Source organism: Streptomyces sp. NPDC058685, assembly GCF_042714725.1.
GTDB lineage: Bacteria > Actinomycetota > Actinomycetes > Streptomycetales > Streptomycetaceae > Streptomyces.
In genome coordinates this window covers 1-20846 of the sequence record NZ_JBHXSL010000001.1, presented here as the reverse complement: position 1 = coordinate 20846, position 20846 = coordinate 1, and the positions used below count along the sequence as shown (strand labels likewise).

16 protein-coding genes are annotated in these 20846 nt (G+C 69.4%); 2 read left to right on the top strand and 14 right to left on the bottom strand.

What is annotated here, in order from left to right; translation table 11 throughout:
* The first annotated feature begins 6 nt into the window (after window positions 1-6).
* Window positions 7-2712: a fumarate reductase/succinate dehydrogenase flavoprotein subunit gene (locus tag ACFWU3_RS00080; protein WP_384428846.1), complete on the top strand. Its 2706-nt coding sequence runs from the start codon at window positions 7-9 to the stop codon at window positions 2710-2712.
* A gap of 97 nt (window positions 2713-2809) precedes the next feature.
* Here the strand turns inward: ACFWU3_RS00080 and nuoN are convergent, their stop codons facing one another.
* The 14 genes from nuoN to ACFWU3_RS00010 form a co-directional block, all read right to left on the bottom strand.
* The gene (gene nuoN / locus ACFWU3_RS00075; RefSeq protein WP_384428843.1) at window positions 2810-4474 is read right to left on the bottom strand and encodes an NADH-quinone oxidoreductase subunit NuoN; all 1665 of its coding nucleotides are present in this window, start codon (window positions 4472-4474) and stop codon (window positions 2810-2812) included.
* Window positions 4471-6042: an NADH-quinone oxidoreductase subunit M gene (locus ACFWU3_RS00070; protein ID WP_384428840.1), complete on the bottom strand. Its 1572-nt coding sequence runs from the start codon at window positions 6040-6042 to the stop codon at window positions 4471-4473. The genes nuoN and ACFWU3_RS00070 overlap by 4 nt, the downstream gene beginning before the upstream one ends.
* A 5-nt stretch (window positions 6043-6047) precedes the next feature.
* Window positions 6048-7970: an NADH-quinone oxidoreductase subunit L gene (nuoL, locus tag ACFWU3_RS00065; protein WP_384428837.1), complete on the bottom strand. Its 1923-nt coding sequence runs from the start codon at window positions 7968-7970 to the stop codon at window positions 6048-6050.
* Between the two features lie 12 nt (window positions 7971-7982).
* Window positions 7983-8282: an NADH-quinone oxidoreductase subunit NuoK gene (nuoK, locus tag ACFWU3_RS00060; RefSeq protein ID WP_069927518.1), complete on the bottom strand. Its 300-nt coding sequence runs from the start codon at window positions 8280-8282 to the stop codon at window positions 7983-7985.
* Window positions 8279-9109 carry an NADH-quinone oxidoreductase subunit J gene (locus ACFWU3_RS00055; RefSeq protein ID WP_313944757.1) on the bottom strand — a complete coding sequence of 277 codons (831 nt, stop codon included), beginning with the start codon at window positions 9107-9109 and terminating at the stop codon, window positions 8279-8281. The genes nuoK and ACFWU3_RS00055 overlap by 4 nt, the downstream gene beginning before the upstream one ends.
* Window positions 9106-9738 (bottom strand): NADH-quinone oxidoreductase subunit NuoI, encoded by a 633-nt coding sequence (gene nuoI / locus ACFWU3_RS00050; RefSeq protein ID WP_313944758.1) that lies wholly within the window; start codon window positions 9736-9738, stop codon window positions 9106-9108. The genes ACFWU3_RS00055 and nuoI overlap by 4 nt, the downstream gene beginning before the upstream one ends.
* Entirely contained in the window at window positions 9731-11071 is a 1341-nt protein-coding gene (gene nuoH / locus ACFWU3_RS00045) for an NADH-quinone oxidoreductase subunit NuoH (protein ID WP_384429546.1), read from the bottom strand. Before nuoH ends, nuoI begins: the two co-directional genes overlap by 8 nt.
* A 59-nt stretch (window positions 11072-11130) precedes the next feature.
* Window positions 11131-13644, bottom strand: coding sequence for an NADH-quinone oxidoreductase subunit G (locus ACFWU3_RS00040; RefSeq protein ID WP_384428832.1), 2514 nt, complete (start codon window positions 13642-13644; stop codon window positions 11131-11133).
* A complete protein-coding gene (gene nuoF, locus ACFWU3_RS00035; RefSeq protein WP_313944760.1) occupies window positions 13641-15011 on the bottom strand; it encodes an NADH-quinone oxidoreductase subunit NuoF in 1371 nt (456 codons plus the stop codon). The genes ACFWU3_RS00040 and nuoF overlap by 4 nt, the downstream gene beginning before the upstream one ends.
* Window positions 15011-15823 (bottom strand): NADH-quinone oxidoreductase subunit NuoE, encoded by an 813-nt coding sequence (gene nuoE / locus ACFWU3_RS00030; RefSeq protein WP_384429543.1) that lies wholly within the window; start codon window positions 15821-15823, stop codon window positions 15011-15013. The genes nuoF and nuoE overlap by 1 nt, the downstream gene beginning before the upstream one ends.
* Before the next feature lie 26 nt (window positions 15824-15849).
* Window positions 15850-17226 carry an NADH-quinone oxidoreductase subunit D gene (locus ACFWU3_RS00025; RefSeq protein WP_384428828.1) on the bottom strand — a complete coding sequence of 459 codons (1377 nt, stop codon included), beginning with the start codon at window positions 17224-17226 and terminating at the stop codon, window positions 15850-15852.
* Complete coding sequence (locus ACFWU3_RS00020) at window positions 17223-17951, bottom strand: NADH-quinone oxidoreductase subunit C (protein WP_313944762.1); 729 nt, start codon at window positions 17949-17951, stop codon at window positions 17223-17225. The genes ACFWU3_RS00025 and ACFWU3_RS00020 overlap by 4 nt, the downstream gene beginning before the upstream one ends.
* A 91-nt stretch (window positions 17952-18042) precedes the next feature.
* Window positions 18043-18597: an NADH-quinone oxidoreductase subunit B family protein gene (locus ACFWU3_RS00015; RefSeq protein WP_313944763.1), complete on the bottom strand. Its 555-nt coding sequence runs from the start codon at window positions 18595-18597 to the stop codon at window positions 18043-18045.
* A gap of 17 nt (window positions 18598-18614) precedes the next feature.
* Entirely contained in the window at window positions 18615-18974 is a 360-nt protein-coding gene (locus tag ACFWU3_RS00010; RefSeq protein WP_313944764.1) for an NADH-quinone oxidoreductase subunit A, read from the bottom strand.
* Window positions 18975-19662: 688 nt separating this feature from the next.
* Here ACFWU3_RS00010 and ACFWU3_RS00005 point away from each other — a divergent pair.
* Window positions 19663-20457: a C40 family peptidase gene (locus ACFWU3_RS00005; protein ID WP_384428824.1), complete on the top strand. Its 795-nt coding sequence runs from the start codon at window positions 19663-19665 to the stop codon at window positions 20455-20457.
* Window positions 20458-20846: the final 389 nt, after the last annotated feature.

Sequence of the window (20846 nt, the reverse complement as noted above, 5' to 3'; positions counted from 1 at the left end):
ACGACCGTGCAGATCCCCGCTCTCACCGACGCCGAGGAGCTCTCCTGCGACGTCCTCGTCATCGGCGGCGGCACGGCCGGCACGATGGCCGCCCTCACCGCGGCCGAGCACGGCAGCAACGTGCTCCTGCTGGAGAAGGCGCACGTCCGCCACTCCGGGGCCCTCGCCATGGGCATGGACGGCGTCAACAACGCCGTCATCCCCGGCCGTGCCGAACCCGACGACTACGTCGCCGAGATCACCCGCGCCAACGACGGCATCGTCGACCAGTCCACCGTCCGCCAGACGGCCACCCGCGGCTTCGCGATGGTGCAGCGGCTGGAGTCGTACGGCGTGAAGTTCGAGAAGGACGAGCACGGCGAGTACGCGGTGCGCCAGGTCCACCGCTCCGGCTCGTACGTCCTGCCGATGCCCGAGGGCAAGGACGTCAAGAAGGTCCTCTACCGCAGGCTGCGCCGCCGTGAGATGCGCGAGCGGATCCGCATCGAGAACCGGGTGATGCCGGTCCGGGTGCTGACCGCGGAGGGCCGGGCTGTGGGCGCGGCCGGCTTCAACACCCGCACCGGGCAGTTCGTCACGGTCCGCGCGGGTGCGGTCATTCTCGCGACCGGCGCCGCCGGCCGCCTCGGTCTGCCCGCGAGCGGCTATCTGTACGGCACGTACGAGAACCCGACGAACGCCGGTGACGGCTATGCCATGGCCTACCACGCGGGCGCCGAACTCACCGGCATCGAGTGCTTCCAGATCAACCCGCTGATCAAGGACTACAACGGCCCGGCCTGCGCCTATGTCGCCAATCCCTTCGGCGGCTACCAGGTGAACCGGCACGGCGAGCGGTTCGTCGACTCCGACTACTGGTCGGGGCGGATGATGGCGGAGTTCGCCGCCGAACTCGCCTCCGACCGCGGGCCGGTCTATCTCAAGCTCAGCCATCTGCCCGAGGAGTCGGTCGCCGCGTTGGAGTCCATCCTCCACACGACCGAACGCCCGACCCGGGGCACCTTCCACGCGAACCGGGGCCACGACTACCGGACCCACGACATCGAGATGCACATCTCCGAGATCGGACTGTGCGGGGGCCACTCGGCGTCGGGGGTGCGGGTCGACGACCATGCGCGCACGACCGTGCCCCGGCTGTACGCGGCCGGCGATCTGGCGTGCGTGCCGCACAACTACATGATCGGAGCGTTCGTCTTCGGCGATCTGGCCGGTGAGGACGCGGCGCAGTACCGGGCGTACACCGGTGAACTCCCGGCGGACCAGCTGACGGAGGCCCACGAACTGGCCTACGGGCCGCTGCGGAATCCGGACGGCCCGCCGCAGCCGCAGGTCGAGTACAAGCTCCGCCGGTTCGTGAACGACTATGTGGCGCCGCCCAAGTCCGGTGCCCGGCTGTCGCTCGCCGTGGACCACTTCGAGCGGATGCGCGCCGAGATCGCGGAGATGGGCGCCACGACGCCGCACGAGCTGATGCGCTGCGCCGAGGTGAGCTTCATCCGGGACTGCGCGGAGATGGCGGCCCGCTCCTCGCTCGCCCGTACGGAGTCCCGCTGGGGTCTCTACCACGAGCGCACGGACCATCCGCAGCGCGACGACAGCGGCTGGCTGCACCATCTGGATCTGCGCAAGGCGCCCTCGGGAGCGATGGAGTTCACGGCGCGGCCGGTGGAGCCGTATCTGGTACCGGTCGAGGAGTTCACTCCGGTCGGCGGTGCCTCCCGCCATATCGGGGAGGTCAGGCCGGAGCAGGTGGCGACGGCGGGGCCGCGCGAGGCCGCCCCGACCGGCTCGCGCATCGCCGCCCGCACCAGCGCCCCGGAGCGCGCGGCGACCGACTCGCCGCGCATCCTGGAGCTCGTGGCGCTCGCCGACGGTCAGCCCGAACTGGCGTCGCTCTCCCCCTACTTGGCGGATCCTGATCCGGCGGTACGGCGGGCGGCGGTGGCCACACTGACGGAGACCGCCCCCGACGGCACGGGTCCGGCGCTCGCCGCCGCGCTCGCGGACCCCGACACCGGCGTGCGGGCGGTGGCCGCGGAGTCTCTGCGTGAACTGGTCGAGACCCTGCCGCCGGAGCCGGCGCTGCGCACCCCGCTGGTCGCGGGCCTCTCCTCGGCCGACCCGGTGGTCCGGGCCGCGGCGCTCGACCTCCTGCGCGCCCTGCGGCTGGGGAGCACGGCCCTGTTCGCCCCGGGCCTGGACGATCCCGATCTCGGTGTCCGGGTGGAGACGGTCCGTGCGCTCGTCTCCGTGGACGCCGTCCGGGAGCTGACGGCGGCCGCCGCCGACGCGGCTCGTGAGGTCCGCGTCACCGTGGCGAAGGGCCTTGCGGCGGTGACGGCTCCCCCGGCCGACGTCCTCGGCCCGCTCACCCGGCTCCTGGGCGACCCCGATGTCCTCGTGCGCGCGGCCGCCTTCCAGTCGCTCGGCGCGACGGGCTGCCCCGCGGAGGTGGCGGAGGCGGCCGTGGGGGCGCTGGACGACCCTGCCTGGCAGGTCCGCGCCGGAGCCGCGGCCGCGCTCGGCGGGGCGGCCTCCGGTACGGCGGTTCCGGCGCTGGCCAAGGCACTGGGCGACGCCTCCGCGGATGTCCGCAAGGCGGCGGTTCTCGCCCTGCTCCGTCATCCGTCCGCCGAGGAGGCCCGCGCGGCCCTGGCGACGGCGGTGCACGACCCGGACGCGGACGTCAGGGCCTACGCGGCCCGCGCCTGAGGCCCCCGGCCCCGCCGACAGGTGCCCCGCACGGCACGGACGAAGGGCCCGGCTCCCCCGAGGGAGTCGGGCCCTTCGTGGACCATGTGGCGCACGGCTACCGCACGAACACCCCGGCCTGGTTCGCCAGGTCCAGGAAGTACTGCGGGGCCACACCCAGCACCACCGTCACCGCGACACCGACGGCGATCGCCGTCGTCGTCAGCACCGACGGCACGGCCACCGTCGGGCCGTCCGCCTTCGGCTCGCTGAAGAACATCAGCACGATGACCCGGATGTAGAAGAACGCGGCGATCGCGGACGAGATCACACCGACCACGACCAGCGCACCCGCGCCGCCCTCCGCCGCCGCCTTGAAGACCGCGAACTTGCCCGAGAAGCCGGACGTCAGCGGAATGCCGGCGAAGGCCAGCAGGAACACGGCGAACACGGCCGCCACGAGTGGTGAACGACGGCCCAGACCCGCCCACTTGGACAGGTGTGTCGCCTCGCCGCCCGCGTCCCGCACCAGCGTGACCACCGCGAACGCGCCGATCGTCACGAAGGAGTAGGCCGCCAGGTAGAACAGGACGGACGAGATGCCGTCGGGCGTCGTCGCGATGACACCGGCCAGGATGAAGCCGGCGTGCGCGATCGAGGAGTACGCCAGCAGCCGCTTGATGTCGGTCTGCGTGATCGCCACGATCGCGCCGCCCAGCATGGTGACGATGGCGATGGCCCACATGACCGGCCGCCAGTCCCAGCGCAGCCCCGGCAGCACCACGTACAGCAGTCGCAGCAGCGCACCGAACGCGGCCACCTTGGTCGCCGCCGCCATGAAGCCGGTGATGGGCGTCGGCGCTCCCTGGTAGACGTCCGGCGTCCACATGTGGAACGGGACGGCGCCGACCTTGAAGAGCAGTCCCATCAGGATCATCGCGGCGCCGATGAGCAGCAGCGCGTCATTGCCCATGGTGTCGGCGAGCGCCGGGTCGATGGTGCGGACGCTGCCGTCGACGACGGCAGCGATCCGGGCGTACGAGACGGAGCCCGCGTACCCGTAGAGCAGGGCGATGCCGAAGAGCAGGAACGCGGAGGAGAAGGCGCCCAGCAGGAAGTACTTCACCGCGGCCTCCTGCGACATCAGCCGCTTTCGCCGGGCGAGCGCGCACAGCAGATACAGCGGGAGGGAGAAGACCTCGAGCGCGATGAAGAGGGTCAGCAGGTCGTTGGCGGCCGGGAAGACCAGCATGCCGGTGATCGCGAACAGCGCGATCGGGAAGACCTCCGTGGTGGTGAACCCGGCCTTGACCGCGGCCTTTTCGCTGTCGCTGCCGGGCACCGAGGCGGCCTGTGCGGCGAACGAGTCGACGCGGTTGCCGTGCGCCTCCGGATCGAGCCGGCGCTCGGCGAAGGTGAACACCGCGACCATCGACGCCAGGAGGATGGTGCCCTGGAGGAACAGCGCGGGACCGTCGACGGCGATCGCGCCCATCGCGGCGATGTGCGCCTTGGTGGTGCCGTATCCCCCGGCGGCGAGCCCGACGATCGCGGCGAACGCGGCGGCGAGAGCGACGACGGTCAGGAACAGCTGGGTGTGGTACCGGGCCTTGCGCGGTACGAACGCCTCCACCAGCACACCGAGGACGGCGGCGCCGACGACGATCAGCACCGGTGCCAGCTGGGCGTATTCGATGTGAGGGGCCGGGATCTTGTCGATCGGCGGCGTCGGTGCGGCCGCGGCCGCCGTCGTCCACAGGCTGTGGACAGCTGTAGCGCTCACTTGGCCGCCTCCACCTCGGGCTGGGGGTCCTTCTCCTGGACATCGGACATCGTGTGCTCGACCGCCGGGTTCACGATGTCCGTCAGCGGCTTCGGGAAGACGCCGAGGAAGATCAGCAGCGCGATCAGCGGCGCCACCACCGCCAGCTCACGGGCCTTGAGGTCGGGCATGCTCCGCACCTCGGCCTTCACCGGCCCGGTCATCGTCCGCTGGTAGAGGACGAGGGTGTAGAGCGCGGCGAGCACGATGCCGAAGGTGGCGATGATGCCGGCCACCGGATAGCGCGCGAACGTGCCGACCAGGACCAGGAACTCACTGACGAACGGCGCCAGTCCGGGCAGCGAGAGGGTCGCGAGGCCGCCGATCAGGAAGGTGCCGGCGAGCACCGGCGCGACCTTCTGCACTCCGCCGTAGTCCGCGATGAGCCGCGAGCCCCGCCGGGTGATCAGGAAGCCGGCCACCAGCATCAGCGCGGCCGTCGAGATCCCGTGGTTGACCATGTAGAGCGTCGCGCCCGACTGGCCCTGGGAGGTCATCGCGAAGATGCCCAGGACGATGAAGCCGAAGTGCGAGATCGAGGCGTACGCGACCAGCCGCTTGATGTCGCGCTGGCCGACCGCGAGCAGCGCGCCGTAGACGATGCTGATCAGCGCCAGCACCAGGATCACCGGCGTGGCCCACTTGGATGCCTCGGGGAAGAGCTGGAGACAGAAGCGGAGCATCGCGAAGGTGCCGACCTTGTCGACGACCGCGGTGATCAGCACGGCGACCGGAGCGGTCGCCTCCCCCATCGCGTTCGGCAGCCAGGTGTGCAGCGGCCACAGCGGCGCCTTGATCGCGAAGGCGAAGAAGAAGCCGAGGAACAGCCACCGCTCGGTGTTGGTCGCCATCTCCAGCTGACCGCCGGCCCGGGCCTCCGCGATCTCGGAGAGCGAGAAGCTCCCCGCGACGACGTAGAGACCGATGACCGCGGCCAGCATGATCAGTCCGCCGACCAGGTTGTAGAGGAGGAACTTCACGGCCGCGTACGACCGCTGGGTCGCCGCCGCCTCGTCCCCACCCGCGTGGGCCCGGTCGCCGAAGCCGCCGATGAGGAAGTACATCGGGATGAGCATGGCTTCGAACAGGATGTAGAAGAGGAAGACGTCGGTGGCCTCGAAGGAGAGGATCACCATCGCCTCGACCATGAGGATCAGCGCGAAGAATCCCTGGGTGGGCCGCCAGCGCTTGCTGCCGGTCTCCTGGGGCTCGGCGTCGTTCCATCCGGCGCCGATGACGAACGGGATGAGCAGCGCGGTGAGCGCGATCAGCGCCACCCCGATGCCGTCGACGCCCAGTTCGTACCGGACGCCGAAGTCCTTGATCCAGGCGTGCGACTCGGTGAGCTGGTAGCGGTCGCCGCCGGGCTCGAACCGTACGAGCACGATCGCGGCGAGCACGAGTGTGGCGAGCGAGAACAGCAGCGCCAGCCACTTGGCTGCGGTCCGCCGCGCGGCGGGCACCGCGGCGGTGGCGATCGCACCGACTGCCGGAAGTGCCGCCGTCACCGTAAGGAGCGGGAAGGACATAGCAGTTACACCGCCCTCATCAGCAGGGTCGCGGCGATCAGCACCGCCGTACCTCCGAACATCGAGACGGCGTACGAGCGGGCGTAGCCGTTCTGCAGCTTGCGCAGCCGGCCCGAGAGCCCGCCGACCGAGGCGGCCGTGCCGTTCACCACGCCGTCGACCAGGGTGTGGTCGACGTAGACCAGGGAGCGGGTGAGGTGTTCGCCGCCGCGGACCAGGACCACGTGGTTGATGTCGTCCTGGTACAGGTCGCGGCGGGCGGCCCGGGTGAGCAGCGAGGCGCGCGGGGCAACCACCGGGACCGGCTTGCGTCCGTACATGACCCAGGCGATGGCGACGCCGATCAGCAGCATGGCGATGGTGCAGGCCGTGATCGTCGGCACGCTGATCACCGGGTGCGGATGCTCGAACTCGGTGACCGGAGCCAGCCAGTCCACGAAGCGGTCGCCGATGCTGAAGAACCCGCCGGCGAAGACCGACCCGAAGGCGAGCGCGATCATCGGGATGGTCATCGACCTGGGCGACTCGTGCGGATGCGGCTCGTGGCCCGACCCCGCGGCGGAGTCGCTGTCGGACTCTGTGGGCTGCCAGCGCTTCTCACCGAAGAAGGTCATGATCATCACGCGCGTCATGTAGAACGCGGTGATACCGGCGCCCAGCAGCGCGATTCCGCCGAAGATCCAGCCGCGGATGCCGTCGTCGTACGCGAAGGCCGCTTCGATGATCTTGTCCTTGGAGAAGAAGCCGGAGAACGGCGGCATTCCGATGATCGCGAGGTAGCCGAGCCCGAAGGTGACGAAGGTGACCGGCATGTACTTCCGCAGGCCGCCGTACTTGCGCATGTCGACCTCGTCGTTCATGCCGTGCATCACCGAACCGGCGCCGAGGAACAGACCGGCCTTGAAGAAGCCGTGCGTCACCAGGTGCATGATCGCGAAGGCGTATCCGATCGGGCCGAGACCGGCCGCGAGGATCATGTAGCCGATCTGCGACATCGTCGAGCCGGCGAGGGCCTTCTTGATGTCGTCCTTGGCGCAACCGACGATCGCACCGAACAGGAGCGTGACGGCGCCGACGATCACGACGGCCAGCTGGGCGTCGGGCGCGGCGTTGAAGATCGCGCCGGAGCGGACGATCAGATACACACCCGCGGTCACCATGGTCGCCGCGTGGATCAGGGCCGAGACCGGGGTCGGGCCCTCCATCGCGTCCCCGAGCCAGGACTGCAGCGGCACCTGGGCGGACTTGCCGCAGGCCGCCAGCAGCAGCATCAGGCCGATGGCCGTCAGCTTGCCCTCGCTCGCCTCACCCGTCGCCTCCAGGACCGGCCCGAAGGCGAAGGTTCCGAAGGTGGTGAACATCAGCATGATCGCGATCGACAGGCCCATGTCGCCGACGCGGTTGACGAGGAAGGCCTTCTTCGCCGCGGTCGCCGCACTGGGCTTGTGCTGCCAGAAGCCGATGAGGAGGTACGAGGCGAGGCCGACGCCCTCCCATCCGACGTACAGCAGCAGGTAGTTGTCGGCGAGGACCAGCAGCAGCATGGCCGCGAGGAACAGGTTCAGATAGCCGAAGAAGCGGCGGCGCCGCTCGTCGTGCTCCATGTACCCGATGGAGTAGATGTGGATCAGTGTGCCGACGCCGCTGATCAGCAGGACGAAGGTCATCGACAGCTGGTCGAGCTGGAAGGCGACGTCCGCCTGGAAGCTTTCGACCGGGATCCAGGTGAACAGCGTGCTGTTCAAGGTGCGTTCCTCGGCGCCCTTGCCCAGCATGTTCGCGAACAGCACCACGCCGAGCACGAACGACGCACCGGCGAGCACGGTGCCGATCCAGTGGCCCGTGCGGTCGAGCCGCCGCCCGCCGCACAGCAGGACCGCCGCTCCGAGCAGTGGCGCCGCGATGAGCAGCCCAATCAGGTTCTCCATGCCGGCGGCCCCTTACAGCTTCATCAGGCTGGCGTCGTCGACCGAGGCCGAGTGACGGGAACGGAACAGCGACACGATGATCGCGAGCCCGACCACGACCTCCGCGGCGGCGACGACCATCGTGAAGAACGCGATGATCTGGCCGTCGAGGTTGCCGTGCATACGGGAGAAGGCGACGAACGCGAGGTTGCAGGCGTTGAGCATCAGCTCGACGCACATGAAGACGACGATCGCGTTCCGCCGGATCAGCACCCCGGCCGCGCCGATGGTGAACAACAGCGCTGCGAGATACAGGTAATTGACGGGATTCACTTCGCGACCTCCTCTTCGTGCTCGTCGTGGTCACGGCCGAGCCGGTCCTCCGAGCGCCGCTCCAGCGCCTTGAGGTCCGCCAGCGCCTCGTCCGACACGTCGCGGATCTGGCCGCGCTGCCGCAGCGTCTGCATGACCGTGAGCTCGGACGGCGTGCCGTCCGGGAGCAGACCGGCGATGTCCACGGCGTTGTGCCGGGCGTAGACACCCGGAGCCGGCAGCGGGGGCAGGTGCTTGCCCTCGCGGACCCGCTCTTCGGACAGCTCCCGCTGCGTCTTGGCCCGCTCGGTGCGCTCCCGGTGGGTGAGCACCATCGCGCCGACGGTCGCGGTGATCAGCAGCGCGCCGGTGATCTCGAAGGCGAAGACGTACTTGGTGAAGATCAGGGCGGCGAGTCCCTCGACGTTGCCGCCGTGGACGCTGTTGGCCGCGCCGAGTCCGTTGAAGTTCTTCAGCGAGGCGTTGCCGATGCCGGCGATCAGCAGGATGCCGAAGCCGAGTCCGCAGGCCGCGGCGAGCCAGCGCTGGCCCTTCAGCGTCTCCTTGAGCGAATCGGCGGCGGTGACGCCGACCAGCATGACGACGAAGAGGAACAGCATCATGATCGCGCCCGTGTAGACGACGATCTGCACGACACCGAGGAAGTAGGCGCCGTTGGCGAGGTAGAAGACCGCCAGGACGATCATGGTCCCGGCGAGGCAGAGCGCGCTGTGCACGGCCCGCCGCATCAGGATCGTGCAGAGGGCGCCGATCACGGCGACGGTGCCGAGCACCCAGAACTGGACGGCCTCACCCGTCGACGTGGTGGTGGCGGCGAGGGCGTTCATGATCCGGCCACCTTCCCCGAAGCCGGTTCCCCGTCACCGAAGGTGGAGGCGCCTTCCTGCGGCTTCTCCTGCTTGGAGAGGGCGACCTGCTGGACCGTGCCGGGAGCGGCCTCGGTGACCAGACCCCGGTAGTAGTCCTGCTCGTCCGTGCCGGGGAAGATCGAGTGGGGCGAGTCGACCATGCCCTCCTCGAGTCCGGCGAGGAGCTGCTCCTTGGTGTAGATGAGCGCCTCGCGGGAGCTGTCGGCCAGCTCGAAGTCGTTCGTCATCGTCAGCGCCCGGGTCGGGCAGGCCTCGATGCACAGCCCGCAGAGAATGCAGCGGGCGTAGTTGATCTGGTAGACGCGGCCGTACCTCTCGCCCGGGGAGTAGCGCTCCTCCTCGGTGTTGTCCGCGCCCTCCACATAGATCGCGTCCGCCGGACAGGCCCAGGCGCACAGCTCGCACCCGATGCACTTCTCGAGGCCGTCCGGGTGCCGGTTGAGCTGGTGCCGGCCGTGGAAGCGCGGCGCCGTGACCTTCTGCTCCTCCGGGTACTGCTCGGTCAGCCGCTTCTTGAACATGGCCTTGAAGGTCACGCCGAAGCCGGCAACCGGATTCTGGAACTTGTTCTCGGATCCCTCAGACACCGTCAGCCTCCTTTCCGTCACGAGGTCCGTCACCCTGAGTATCGGGTCCACCACTGACAATCAGCTCGCGCTCCCGGCGCGGACGCCTGCGCGGCACCGGCGGCAACTCCTGTCCCGGCAGCGGCGGTACGGGGAACCCGCCCGCCATCGGGTCGAAGGCCGCGGGCGGTTCCTTCGCCGCCTGGGCTTCCGCCTCCTTCTCCTTCTTGCCTCGGAAGATGTCGAAGACGAAGGAGAGCAGCAGTACGGCGATGACCGCGCCGCCGACGTAGAGCACGATCTGCTGGAAGTCGTAGTTCTCGTTCCGCAGCGCCCGCACGGTCGCGACCAGCATCAGCCAGACCACCGAGACGGGGATGAGGACCTTCCAGCCGAGCTTCATCAGCTGGTCGTAGCGGACACGGGGAAGCGTGCCGCGCAGCCAGATGAAGAAGAACAGCAGCAGTTGGACCTTGATGACGAACCAGAGCATCGGCCACCAGCCGTGGTTCGCGCCCTCCCAGAACGTGGAGATCGGGTAGGGAGCCCGCCAGCCGCCCAGGAAGAGGGTGACCGAGACGGCGGAGACGGTGACCATGTTGACGTACTCGGCCAGCATGAACATCGCGAACTTGATCGAGCTGTACTCGGTGTTGAAGCCGCCGACCAGGTCGCCCTCGGACTCCGGCATGTCGAACGGCGCCCGGTTGGTCTCACCGACCATCGTGATCACGTAGATGATGAAGGAGACCGGCAGCAGGATGATGTACCAGCGGTCCGCCTGCGCCTCGACGATCGCCGAGGTCGACATCGACCCGGAGTAGAGGAAGACGGAGGCGAACGCCGCGCCCATCGCGATCTCGTACGAGATCATCTGCGCGCAGGAGCGGAGTCCGCCGAGGAGCGGGTACGTGGAGCCGGACGACCAGCCCGCGAGCACGATGCCGTAGATACCGACCGAGGCGACCGCGAGGATGTAGAGCATCGCGATCGGCAGGTCGGTCAGCTGCATCGTGGTGCGGTGGCCGAAGATCGAGACCTCGTTGCCGGACGGGCCGAACGGGATCACGGCGATCGCCATGAAGGCCGGGATCGCCGCGACGATCGGCGCGAGGACGTAGACGACCTTGTCCGCGCGCTTGACGATCAGGTCTTCCTTGAGCATCAGCTTGATGCCGTCGGCGAGCGACTGGAGCATGCCCCAGGGGCCGTGCCGGTTGGGCCCGATGCGCAGCTGCATCCAGGCCACCACCTTGCGCTCCCACACGATGGAGAACAGCACGGTGATCATCAGGAAGGCGAAGCAGAACACGGCCTTGATGACGACGAGCCACCACGGGTCGCGCCCGAACATCGAGAGATCCTCGGCGGCGAGGACGCTCTGCTGGGCTTCCGCGAAATGAGCGAGGGCACTCACGCTCGCACCTCCGGTACCTCGGTGGTGACGGCCGGGGACGCGGCCGGGCCGATGCGGACCAGCTGTCCGGGGACGGCGCCGGTGTCCGATGTGACGCCGCCGCCCGCGGAGTTCAGCGGCAGCCACACCACCCGGTCCGGCATCGCCGTCACCTGGAGCGGGAAGCCGACCGAACCCGACGGGCCCGAGACGGACAGGATGTCGCCGTCCTTGACGCCGGTCTCGGCCGCGGTCGCCGCCGAGAGCCGGGCGACCGCCGCGTGGCGGGTGCCCGCCAGCGCCTCGTCGCCCTGCTGGAGCAGGCCCTGGTCGAGCAGCAGCCGGTGTCCTGCCAGTACCGCCTCGCCCTCTCCGGCGCGGGGCAGCGACTGCGCGGACTCCATCGGTTCGGTGGCCCGCGGGCCGTCCCACGAACCGAGCCGGTCCAGCTCCCTGCGGGCCGACTTGAGGTCGGGCAGTCCGAAGGGGACGTCGAGTTCGTCGGCGAGCATGTGCAGCACCCGCGCGTCGGACGGCGCCAGCCGGCGCGTCATCTGTTCCGGCTTGAGCGCGGCCTCGAACAGCCGTGCCCTGCCTTCCCAGTTGAGGAAGGTGCCGGACTTCTCGGCGACGGCGGCGACCGGGAAGACCACGTCCGCCCGCTCGGTGACCTCGCTGGGCCGCAGTTCCAGGGAGACCAGGAAGCCGACCGAGTCGAGCGCCTCACGTGCACGCGCCGGGTCCGGCAGATCGGCGACCTCGACGCCGGCGACGACCAGCGCGCCCAGCTCGCCGATGGCGGCGGCCTCGACGATCTGGCCGGTGTCGCGGCCGTAGCGGTGCGGGAGTTCGCGTACGCGCCAGACCTCGGCGGTCTCCTCACGGGCCCGCGGGTCGGTGGCCGGACGGCCGCCGGGCAGCAGCGAAGGAATCGCGCCCGCCTCGACAGCGCCGCGCTCGCCCGCCCTGCGCGGGATCCACACCAGCTGGGCGCCGGTCGCGCTCGCCGTCCGTACGGCGGCGGTGAGTCCGCCGGGCACGGCCGCGAGCCGCTCGCCCACCACGATCACCGCGCCCTCGGTGCGCAGCGCGTCAGCCGCGGCCGAACCGTCGCCCTCCAGGCCGACGTTGCTGCTGAGCGCGTCCAGCCACTCGGTCTCGGTGCCGGGGGCCGCGGGCAGCAGGACGCCGCCCGCCTTCTCCAGACCGCGGGTGGCGTGGGTGGCCAGAGAGAAGGTGCGCTGGCCGTGCTTGCGGTGTGCCTTGCGCAGCCGCAGGAAGACCCCGGCGGCCTCCTCCTCGGACTCGAATCCGACGAGCAGGACCGCGGGCGCCTTCTCCAGCGTCCGGTAGGTGAGCCCGCTGCCGTCCAGGTCACGGCCGCGGCCGGCGACCCGGGCGGCCAGGAAGTCCGCCTCCTCGGAGGAGTGCACCCGGGCACGGAAGTCGACGTCGTTGGTGTCCAGGGCGACCCGGGCGAACTTGGCGTACGCGTAGGAGTCCTCGACGGTCAGCCGGCCGCCCAGCAGGACGCCGGCCCGGCCGCGGGCCGCGGTCAGCCCGGCCGCCGCGGCGGCCAGTGCCTCGGGCCAGCTCGCCGGTTCCAGCTCGCGGGTCTCGGGGTTGCGCACGAGCGGGGTGGTCAGGCGGTCGTGGCGCTGCGCGTAACGGAAGCCGAAGCGCCCCTTGTCGCAGATCCACTCCTCGTTGACCTCGGGGTCGTCGGCCGCGAGCCGCCGCATGACCTTGCCGCGCCGGTGGTCGGTGCGGGTCGCACAGCCGCTCGAGCAGTGCTCGCACACGCTCGGCGAGGAGACCAGGTCGAAGGGGCGGGAGCGGAATCGGTACGCCGCCGAGGTCAGCGCGCCCACCGGGCAGATCTGGATGGTGTTGCCGGAGAAGTACGACTCGAAGGGGTCGCCCTCGCCGGTGCCGACCTGCTGGAGCGCGCCGCGCTCCAGGAGTTCGATCATCGGGTCGCCGGCGACCTGGTTGGAGAAGCGGGTGCAGCGCGCGCAGAGCACGCACCGCTCGCGGTCCAGCAGCACCTGGGTGGAGATCGGCACCGGCTTCTCGAACGTCCGCTTCTTTCCCTCGAAGCGGGACTCGGCGCCGCCGTGCGACATCGCCTGGTTCTGCAGCGGGCACTCGCCGCCCTTGTCGCAGACCGGGCAGTCGAGCGGATGGTTGATCAGCAGCAGCTCCATCACGCCCTTCTGCGCCTTCTCGGCGACGGGCGAGGTGAGCTGCGACTTGACGACCATGCCGTCGGTGCAGGTGATGGTGCAGGAGGCCATCGGCTTGCGCTGGCCCTCGACCTCGACGATGCACTGCCGGCAGGCGCCGGCCGGGTCGAGCAGGGGGTGGTCGCAGAACCGCGGGATCTCGATGCCGAGCAGTTCGGCGGCGCGGATGACCAGCGTCCCCTTGGGGACGGAGATCTCCACGCCGTCGATCGTCAGCGAGACGAGGTCCTCGGGCGGCACAGCCGCCTCCCCGCCCCCGGAGGGAGCGCTTGTAGTGACCGTCATGCGTTCACCTCCGTAGTGGTGTGCCGGTCGGCCCAGAGGGTCGACCTGGCGGGGTCGAAGGGGCAGCCCTTGCCGGTGATGTGCTGCTCGTACTCCTCGCGGAAGTACTTGAGCGAGGAGAAGATCGGGGACGCGGCGCCGTCACCGAGCGCGCAGAACGACTTGCCGTTGATGTTGTCGGCGATGTCGTTGAGCTTGTCGAGGTCGGCCATCTCGCCCTTGCCCGCCTCGATGTCGCGCAGCAACTGGACCAGCCAGTAGGTGCCTTCACGGCACGGCGTGCACTTGCCGCAGGACTCGTGCGCGTAGAACTCGGTCCAGCGGGTCACCGCCCTGACGACGCAGGTGGTCTCGTCGAAGCACTGGAGGGCCTTGGTGCCGAGCATCGAGCCGGCCGCTCCGACGCCCTCGTAGTCCAGCGGGACGTCGAGGTGCTCGTCGGTGAACATCGGGGTGGAGGAGCCGCCCGGAGTCCAGAACTTGAGGCGGTGGCCCGCCCGCATGCCGCCGCTCATGTCGAGCAGTTGGCGCAGGGTGATCCCGAGCGGGGCCTCGTACTGGCCGGGACTCGTGACGTGCCCGCTGAGCGAGTACAGCGTGAAGCCCGGGGACTTCTCGCTGCCCATCGACTTGAACCAGTCCTTGCCCTTGTTGAGGATCGCGGGAACGGACGCGATGGACTCGACGTTGTTCACCACAGTGGGGCAGGCGTACAGACCGGCGACCGCGGGGAAGGGCGGCCGCAGCCGGGGCTGGCCGCGCCGGCCCTCCAGGGAGTCCAGCAGCGCGGTCTCCTCACCGCAGATGTAGGCGCCCGCGCCCGCGTGCACGGTGAGTTCGAGGTCGAGTCCGCTGCCGAGAATGTCCGTGCCGAGGAAGCCCGCTTCGTACGCCTCGCGCACGGCCTCGTGCAGCCGCCGCAGTACGGGCACGACCTCACCGCGCAGATAGATGAAGGCATGGTTCGAGCGGATCGCGTAACAGGCGATCACGATGCCCTCGATGAGGGAGTGCGGGTTGGCGAAGAGAAGTGGGATGTCCTTGCAGGTGCCCGGCTCCGACTCGTCGGCGTTGACGACGAGGTAGTGCGGCTTGCCGTCGCCCTGCGGAATGAACTGCCACTTCATTCCGGTGGGGAAGCCGGCGCCGCCGCGGCCGCGCAGACCGGAGTCCTTGACGTAGGCGATGAGGTCGTCGGGCGACATGGCCAGCGCCTTGCGCAGACCCTGGTAGCCGTCGTGCCGCCGGTAGGTCTCCAGCGTCCAGGACTCGGGCTCGTCCCAGAAGGCGGACAGCACCGGCGCGAGCAGCTTCTCGGGGCTGCTCTCGCCCTGGGCGCTGCCCCCGAATTCGGTGGACACGGTCATCACTCCCCCTCCTCGGTCACCGGGCCGGCCGGGTGCTCCGGGTCGGAGTCCGAGGTCTTCTGCGGTGCGTCGTGCGAGCTGAGGTGCTCGGAACCGGGCTGGGGTGCGTCCTGGCGGGACTCGGCGCGCGGCGAGACCACCCGGGCCGCCGTCGTCTCGCCCTTGGCGAGGCGCAGTCCGATCAGCGAGGCGGGACCCGCTCCGCCGGTGGCCTCGACGGCGCCGGGGCGCTCGTCGGGGAAGCCGGCGAGGATGCGCGCGGTCTCCTTGTAGGTGCACAGCGGCGCACCGCGGGTCGGCTCGACGGTCCGTCCTTCGCGCAGGTCGTCGACGAGCCGGCGGGCGGACTCGGGCGTCTGGTTGTCGAAGAACTCCCAGTTGACCATCACGACGGGGGCGAAGTCGCAGGCCGCGTTGCACTCGATGTGTTCGAGGGTGACCTTGCCGTCCGCGGTTGTCTCGCCGTTGCCGACCCCGAGGTGTTCCTTCAGGTCGTCGAAGATGGCGTCGCCGCCCATCACCGCGCAGAGCGTGTTGGTGCACACCCCGACCTGGTAGTCGCCGGAGGGCTTGCGCCGGTACATCGAGTAGAAGGTCGACACCGCGGTGACCTCGGCGGTGGTCAGCTCCAGGACCTCGGAGCAGAACCGCACGCCGGTACGGGTGACATGGCCTTCCTCGGACTGCACCAGGTGCAGCAGCGGCAGCAGGGCGGACCGGCTGTCGGGGTAGCGGGCGACGATCTCCTTCGCGTCCGCTTCGAGCCTGGCGCGCACATCGGCCGGGTAGTCGGGGGCGGGGAGCTGGGGCATACCCAGGCTCACCTCTTGATTTGCGGTCACCGGTCGACGCCTCCCATCACGGGGTCGATGGACGCGACGGCGACGATGACGTCGGCGACCTGGCCGCCCTCGCACATCGCCGCCATGGCCTGAAGGTTGGTGAAGGACGGGTCACGGAAGTGGACCCGGTAGGGGCGGGTGCCGCCGTCGGAGACGACATGGACACCGAGCTCGCCCTTGGGGGACTCGACAGCCGCGTACGCCTGACCGGCGGGGACCCGGAAGCCCTCGGTCACCAGCTTGAAGTGGTGGATCAGGGCCTCCATCGAGGTGCCCATGATCTGCTTGATGTGGTCGAGGGAGTTGCCGAGTCCGTCGGGCCCGAGCGCGAGCTGCGCGGGCCAGGCGATCTTCTTGTCCGCGACCATGACCGGGCCCGGCTCCAGCCGGTCCAGGCACTGCTCGACGATGCGCAGCGACTGCCGCATCTCCTCCAGCCGGATGAGGAAGCGGCCGTAGGAGTCGCAGGTGTCGGCGGTCGGGACGTCGAAGTCGTACGTCTCGTAGCCGCAGTACGGGTCGGTCTTGCGCAGGTCGTGGGCGAGGCCCGCCGATCGCAGGATCGGTCCGGTGGCGCCCAGCGCCATGCAGCCGGTGAGGTCGAGGTACCCGATGTCCTGCATACGGGCCTTGAAGATCGGGTTGCCGGTGGCGAGCTTGTCGTATTCCGGCAGGTTCTTCTTCATCGTCTTCACGAACTCGCGGAGCTGGTCCACGGCGCCCGGCGGCAGGTCCTGGGCGAGGCCTCCGGGGCGGATGTACGCGTGGTTCATCCGCAGGCCGGTGATCAGTTCGTAGATGTCGAGAATCAGTTCACGATCGCGGAAGCCGTAGATCATGATCGTGGTGGCGCCGAGCTCCATGCCGCCGGTGGCGATGCACACCAGGTGCGAGGAGAGCCGGTTCAGCTCCATCAGCAGGACGCGGATGACCGTCGCGCGGTCCGGGATCTGGTCCTCGATGCCGAGCAGCTTCTCCACGCCGAGGCAGTACGCCGTCTCGTTGAAGAACGGCGTCAGGTAATCCATGCGCGTGACGAAGGTGGTGCCCTGTGTCCAGGTCCGGTACTCGAGGTTCTTCTCGATGCCGGTGTGCAGATACCCGATGCCGCAGCGGGCCTCGGTGACCGTCTCGCCGTCGATCTCCAGGATCAGCCGGAGCACGCCGTGGGTCGAGGGGTGCTGCGGGCCCATGTTGACGACGATGCGCTCGTCGTCGGCCTTGGCCGCGCTCTGCACGACCTCGTCCCAGTCGCCGCCGGTGACTGTATATACAGTCCCCTCGGTGGTCTCGCGGGGATCTGCAAGGGGCGTCCCGAAGGGATCCGGTGAGGGGTGGTGGCCGGGCGACGGGTGGGGGTGCGATGTACTCACGAGTACGACCTCCGCTGGTCAGGAGCCGGGATCTGGGCGCCTTTGTACTCGACGGCGATGCCGCCGAGCGGATAGTCCTTGCGCTGCGGGTAGCCCTGCCAGTCGTCCGGCATCATGATCCGGGTGAGGGCGGGGTGACCGTCGAAGACGAGCCCGAAGAAGTCGTAGGTCTCGCGCTCGTGCCAGTCGTTGGTCGGATAGACGGCGACGAGGGAGGGCACGTGCGGGTCGCTGTCCGGGGCGGAGACCTCGAGGCGGATCAGCCGGCCGTGGGTGAGCGAGCGCAGGTGGTAGACGGCGTGCAGCTCGCGGCCCTTGTCCTCGGGATAGTGGACACCGCTGACACCGGTGCAGAGCTCGAAGCGCAGGGCCGGGTCGTCCCTCAGGGTGCGGGCCACCTGCGTCAGCAGCTCGCGCGCGACGTGGAAGGTGAGCTCCCCGCGGTCGACGACCGTCTTCTCGATGACGTTCTCGGGGACGAGACCCTGTTCCTCCAGTGCGCCCTCGAGCTCGTCGGCGACCTCGTCGAAGTAGCCGCCGTAGGGACGGTTCGTCGGGCCGGGCAGCCGGACGGAGCGGACGAGGCCGCCGTAGCCCGAGGTGTCGCCGCCGTTGTTGGCACCGAACATGCCGCGCTGGACGCGGATCTCCTCGCCGCCCTCACCACGCTGCCCCGGAAGGTTCTGCTCGCTGAGCTCCTTCTCGGGGTTCGGCTGGTCCGTCATCGCTGCACCCCCTGGATCGCTTCTCCGCCCGTGCGGCTCGGGGGTGCGGATTCGCTCGTCATCTGCGGCACGGCGGCCGTGCGTACGTCGCTCACCGGAGCAGCCCCTTCATCTCGATCAGGGGAAGCGCCTTGAGCGCCGCTTCCTCCGCCTCGCGGGCCGCTTCCTCCGCGTTCACGCCGAGCTTGGAGGACTGGATCTTCTGGTGGAGCTTGAGAATGGCGTCCATCAGCATCTCCGGACGCGGCGGGCACCCGGGCAAATAGATATCAACAGGGACGACATGGTCGACGCCCTGCACAATGGCGTAATTGTTGAACATTCCGCCCGACGAAGCGCACACGCCCATGGAGATGACCCACTTGGGGTTGGGCATCTGGTCGTAGACCTGCCGCAGGACGGGCGCCATCTTCTGGCTCACCCGGCCCGCCACGATCATCAGGTCGGCCTGGCGCGGCGAGCCGCGGAAGACCTCCATGCCGAACCGGGCCAGGTCGTACCGTCCGGCACCGGTCGTCATCATCTCGATGGCGCAGCAGGCCAGACCGAACGTGGCCGGGAAGACGGATGACTTGCGCACCCAGCCCGAGGCCTGTTCGACGGTGGTCAGCAGGAAACCGCTCGGCAGTTTCTCTTCGAGTCCCATTGGTGCCCCTCAGCCCCTCAGTCCCATTCCAGGCCGCCGCGCCGCCACACATACGCATAGGCGACGAAGACGGTGAGCACGAAGAGCAACATCTCCACGAGCCCGAAAAGCCCCAGGGCGTCGAAGGTGACCGCCCAGGGGTAGAGGAAGACGATCTCGATGTCGAAGACGATGAAGAGCATCGCCGTCAGGTAGTACTTGATGGGAAAGCGGCCGCCGCCGGCCGGCGTGGGAGTGGGTTCGATGCCGCACTCGTACGCCTCTTGTTTCGCCCTGTTGTAGCGCTTCGGGCCGATAAGCGTGGCCATGACCACGGAGAAGATCGCAAACCCTGCCCCGAGGGCGCCGAGCACAAGGATGGGCGCGTAAGCATTCACCCTCCTCGCTCCTTCCAGTCGTCCTTGACCGTTGGACCGCACCGGGCATTCGTCTCGCCGCCTCGAAGATCGCGTGTATGTGAGGCAGTTCACAAGCCCGACTGCCCCGCATCCTATGCCTGCCGGTCTGTGATCTGCGACACGGGGTACGACAACGCCTTTGTGATCTCCACCACCAGGCGAAGGATCATGAAGCCGGATGAGCGGTGATCTTCATACGCGAAGCGCCCGAGCGGTCACGAGAAGTGACATCTGTATGCGTTACCGCTGGTGGAAGGGGTGCGGGCATAGCAAGGCGGGGCCTCTTCGGGCAAATTGGCGATGGACCGCATCGGGTGATAGAGGACGTCGCGTCACCCGGGCGAGCGCCTCCGCGGACGAAGGTGGACGCGTGCACGCGTTCACGAACTTCCGGGGGCCCGGGAGGTGACCTTTCTGTGACCTGCGCCACTCGCTCAAACTCTCAACAAAAGCGGGCTTGGCCATCGGTGTGAAGCGGTGGTAAGCGCCAGGCAATTCGGACCTTTTACGGAAAGCCCATGATCACAGCTGTGATCACGCATGCCCGGTTTGTCCGTTAGGGCGTCAATAAGGCGGCGACTGGAGCGGATTGAAAGGTTCCGGTCGTAACTGTGGCGCAACACACGTTTCTTGAAGGGAACCGGCTCCCCCTGATAGCGGTTGTCCCATGTCCCACACCGCTCACATACCCAGCCACCGGAAGCCCCGCCGGCGCAGCGCCTCGACGATGGCGCTCCGGGCCGGAGTTGCCGGTGGCGTCCTCAGCACGATCGCAGTGGCCGGAGCCGCCGGACCGGCCAACGCCGACCCGGTCACCGAGACCATTGAGATGCCCACCCTGACCGCCGGTCTCTCCCAAGCCGTGGCGCAGTCCGCCGAGGCGACCCAGCAGGTCGCTCTCGACCAGGAGTTGCAGGCCCAGGAGGACGCTGCCGCCACGAAGGCCGCGCAGGCCGCCAAGAAGGCCAAGGCCGAGGCGGTCCGCAAGGCCGAGGCCGAGAAGGCCGAGGCGAAGCAGCGCGCCGAGGCCGCGTCCCAGGAGCGCGCCTCCCGTACCAGCGAGCGTTCCACGCTCGCCGCGTACAGCAGCAACAGCTCGAACGCGACCGGCTCCGCCGCGACCGTGGTGAGCTTCCTCAAGGCCCAGCTCGGCGACGCGTACGTCATGGGCGCCACCGGCCCCAACTCGTGGGACTGCTCCAGCCTCGTCCAGGCCGCGTTCCGGCAGGTCGGCGTCGACCTCCCCCGCGTCTCGCAGGACCAGTCGGTGGCGGGCACCCAGGTGGGCACCAGCAACCTCCAGATCGGCGACATCCTGTACTGGGGTGGCGCCGGCAGCGCGTACCACGTCGGCGTCTACATCGGCGACGGCCAGTACCTCGACGCCGCCAACCCCAGCAAGGGCGTCGTCATCCAGGACCTGTCGGGCTACCCGGCGAGCGGTGCGGTCCGGGTTCTCTGACACCTGCACCAGCCTTCTGAAGGGCCGTGGCTCCCGCCGGAGCCACGGCCCTTCGGCGATCCCGTCTCCGGCCCTCAGGCGCCCAGCAGGGCCCGTCCCAGAGGGGTCAGGCTGTGCGGCACCGCCATCCCGGTCCGGACCGCGTCCAGCGTGGACGATGACAAAAGGCGCAAAGTGGGCGGTTGTCGGCGCCAGTTCGGGCCCAGCGCGGTGAGCGCCCACGCCGCCGTGCGGCAGCACCTCGGAGCGCGGCGCCCGGTCCGCCGGTCCGTCGGCGCGGACCCGCGGCCACAGCGGGGCGATCGACGAGGCGCGGCAGTGACGCGGTGAAGATCGTCAACGCCTGACGGTCAACGGCCGGGGGGGGCGGGGCCCGGCCCCCGGCCCCC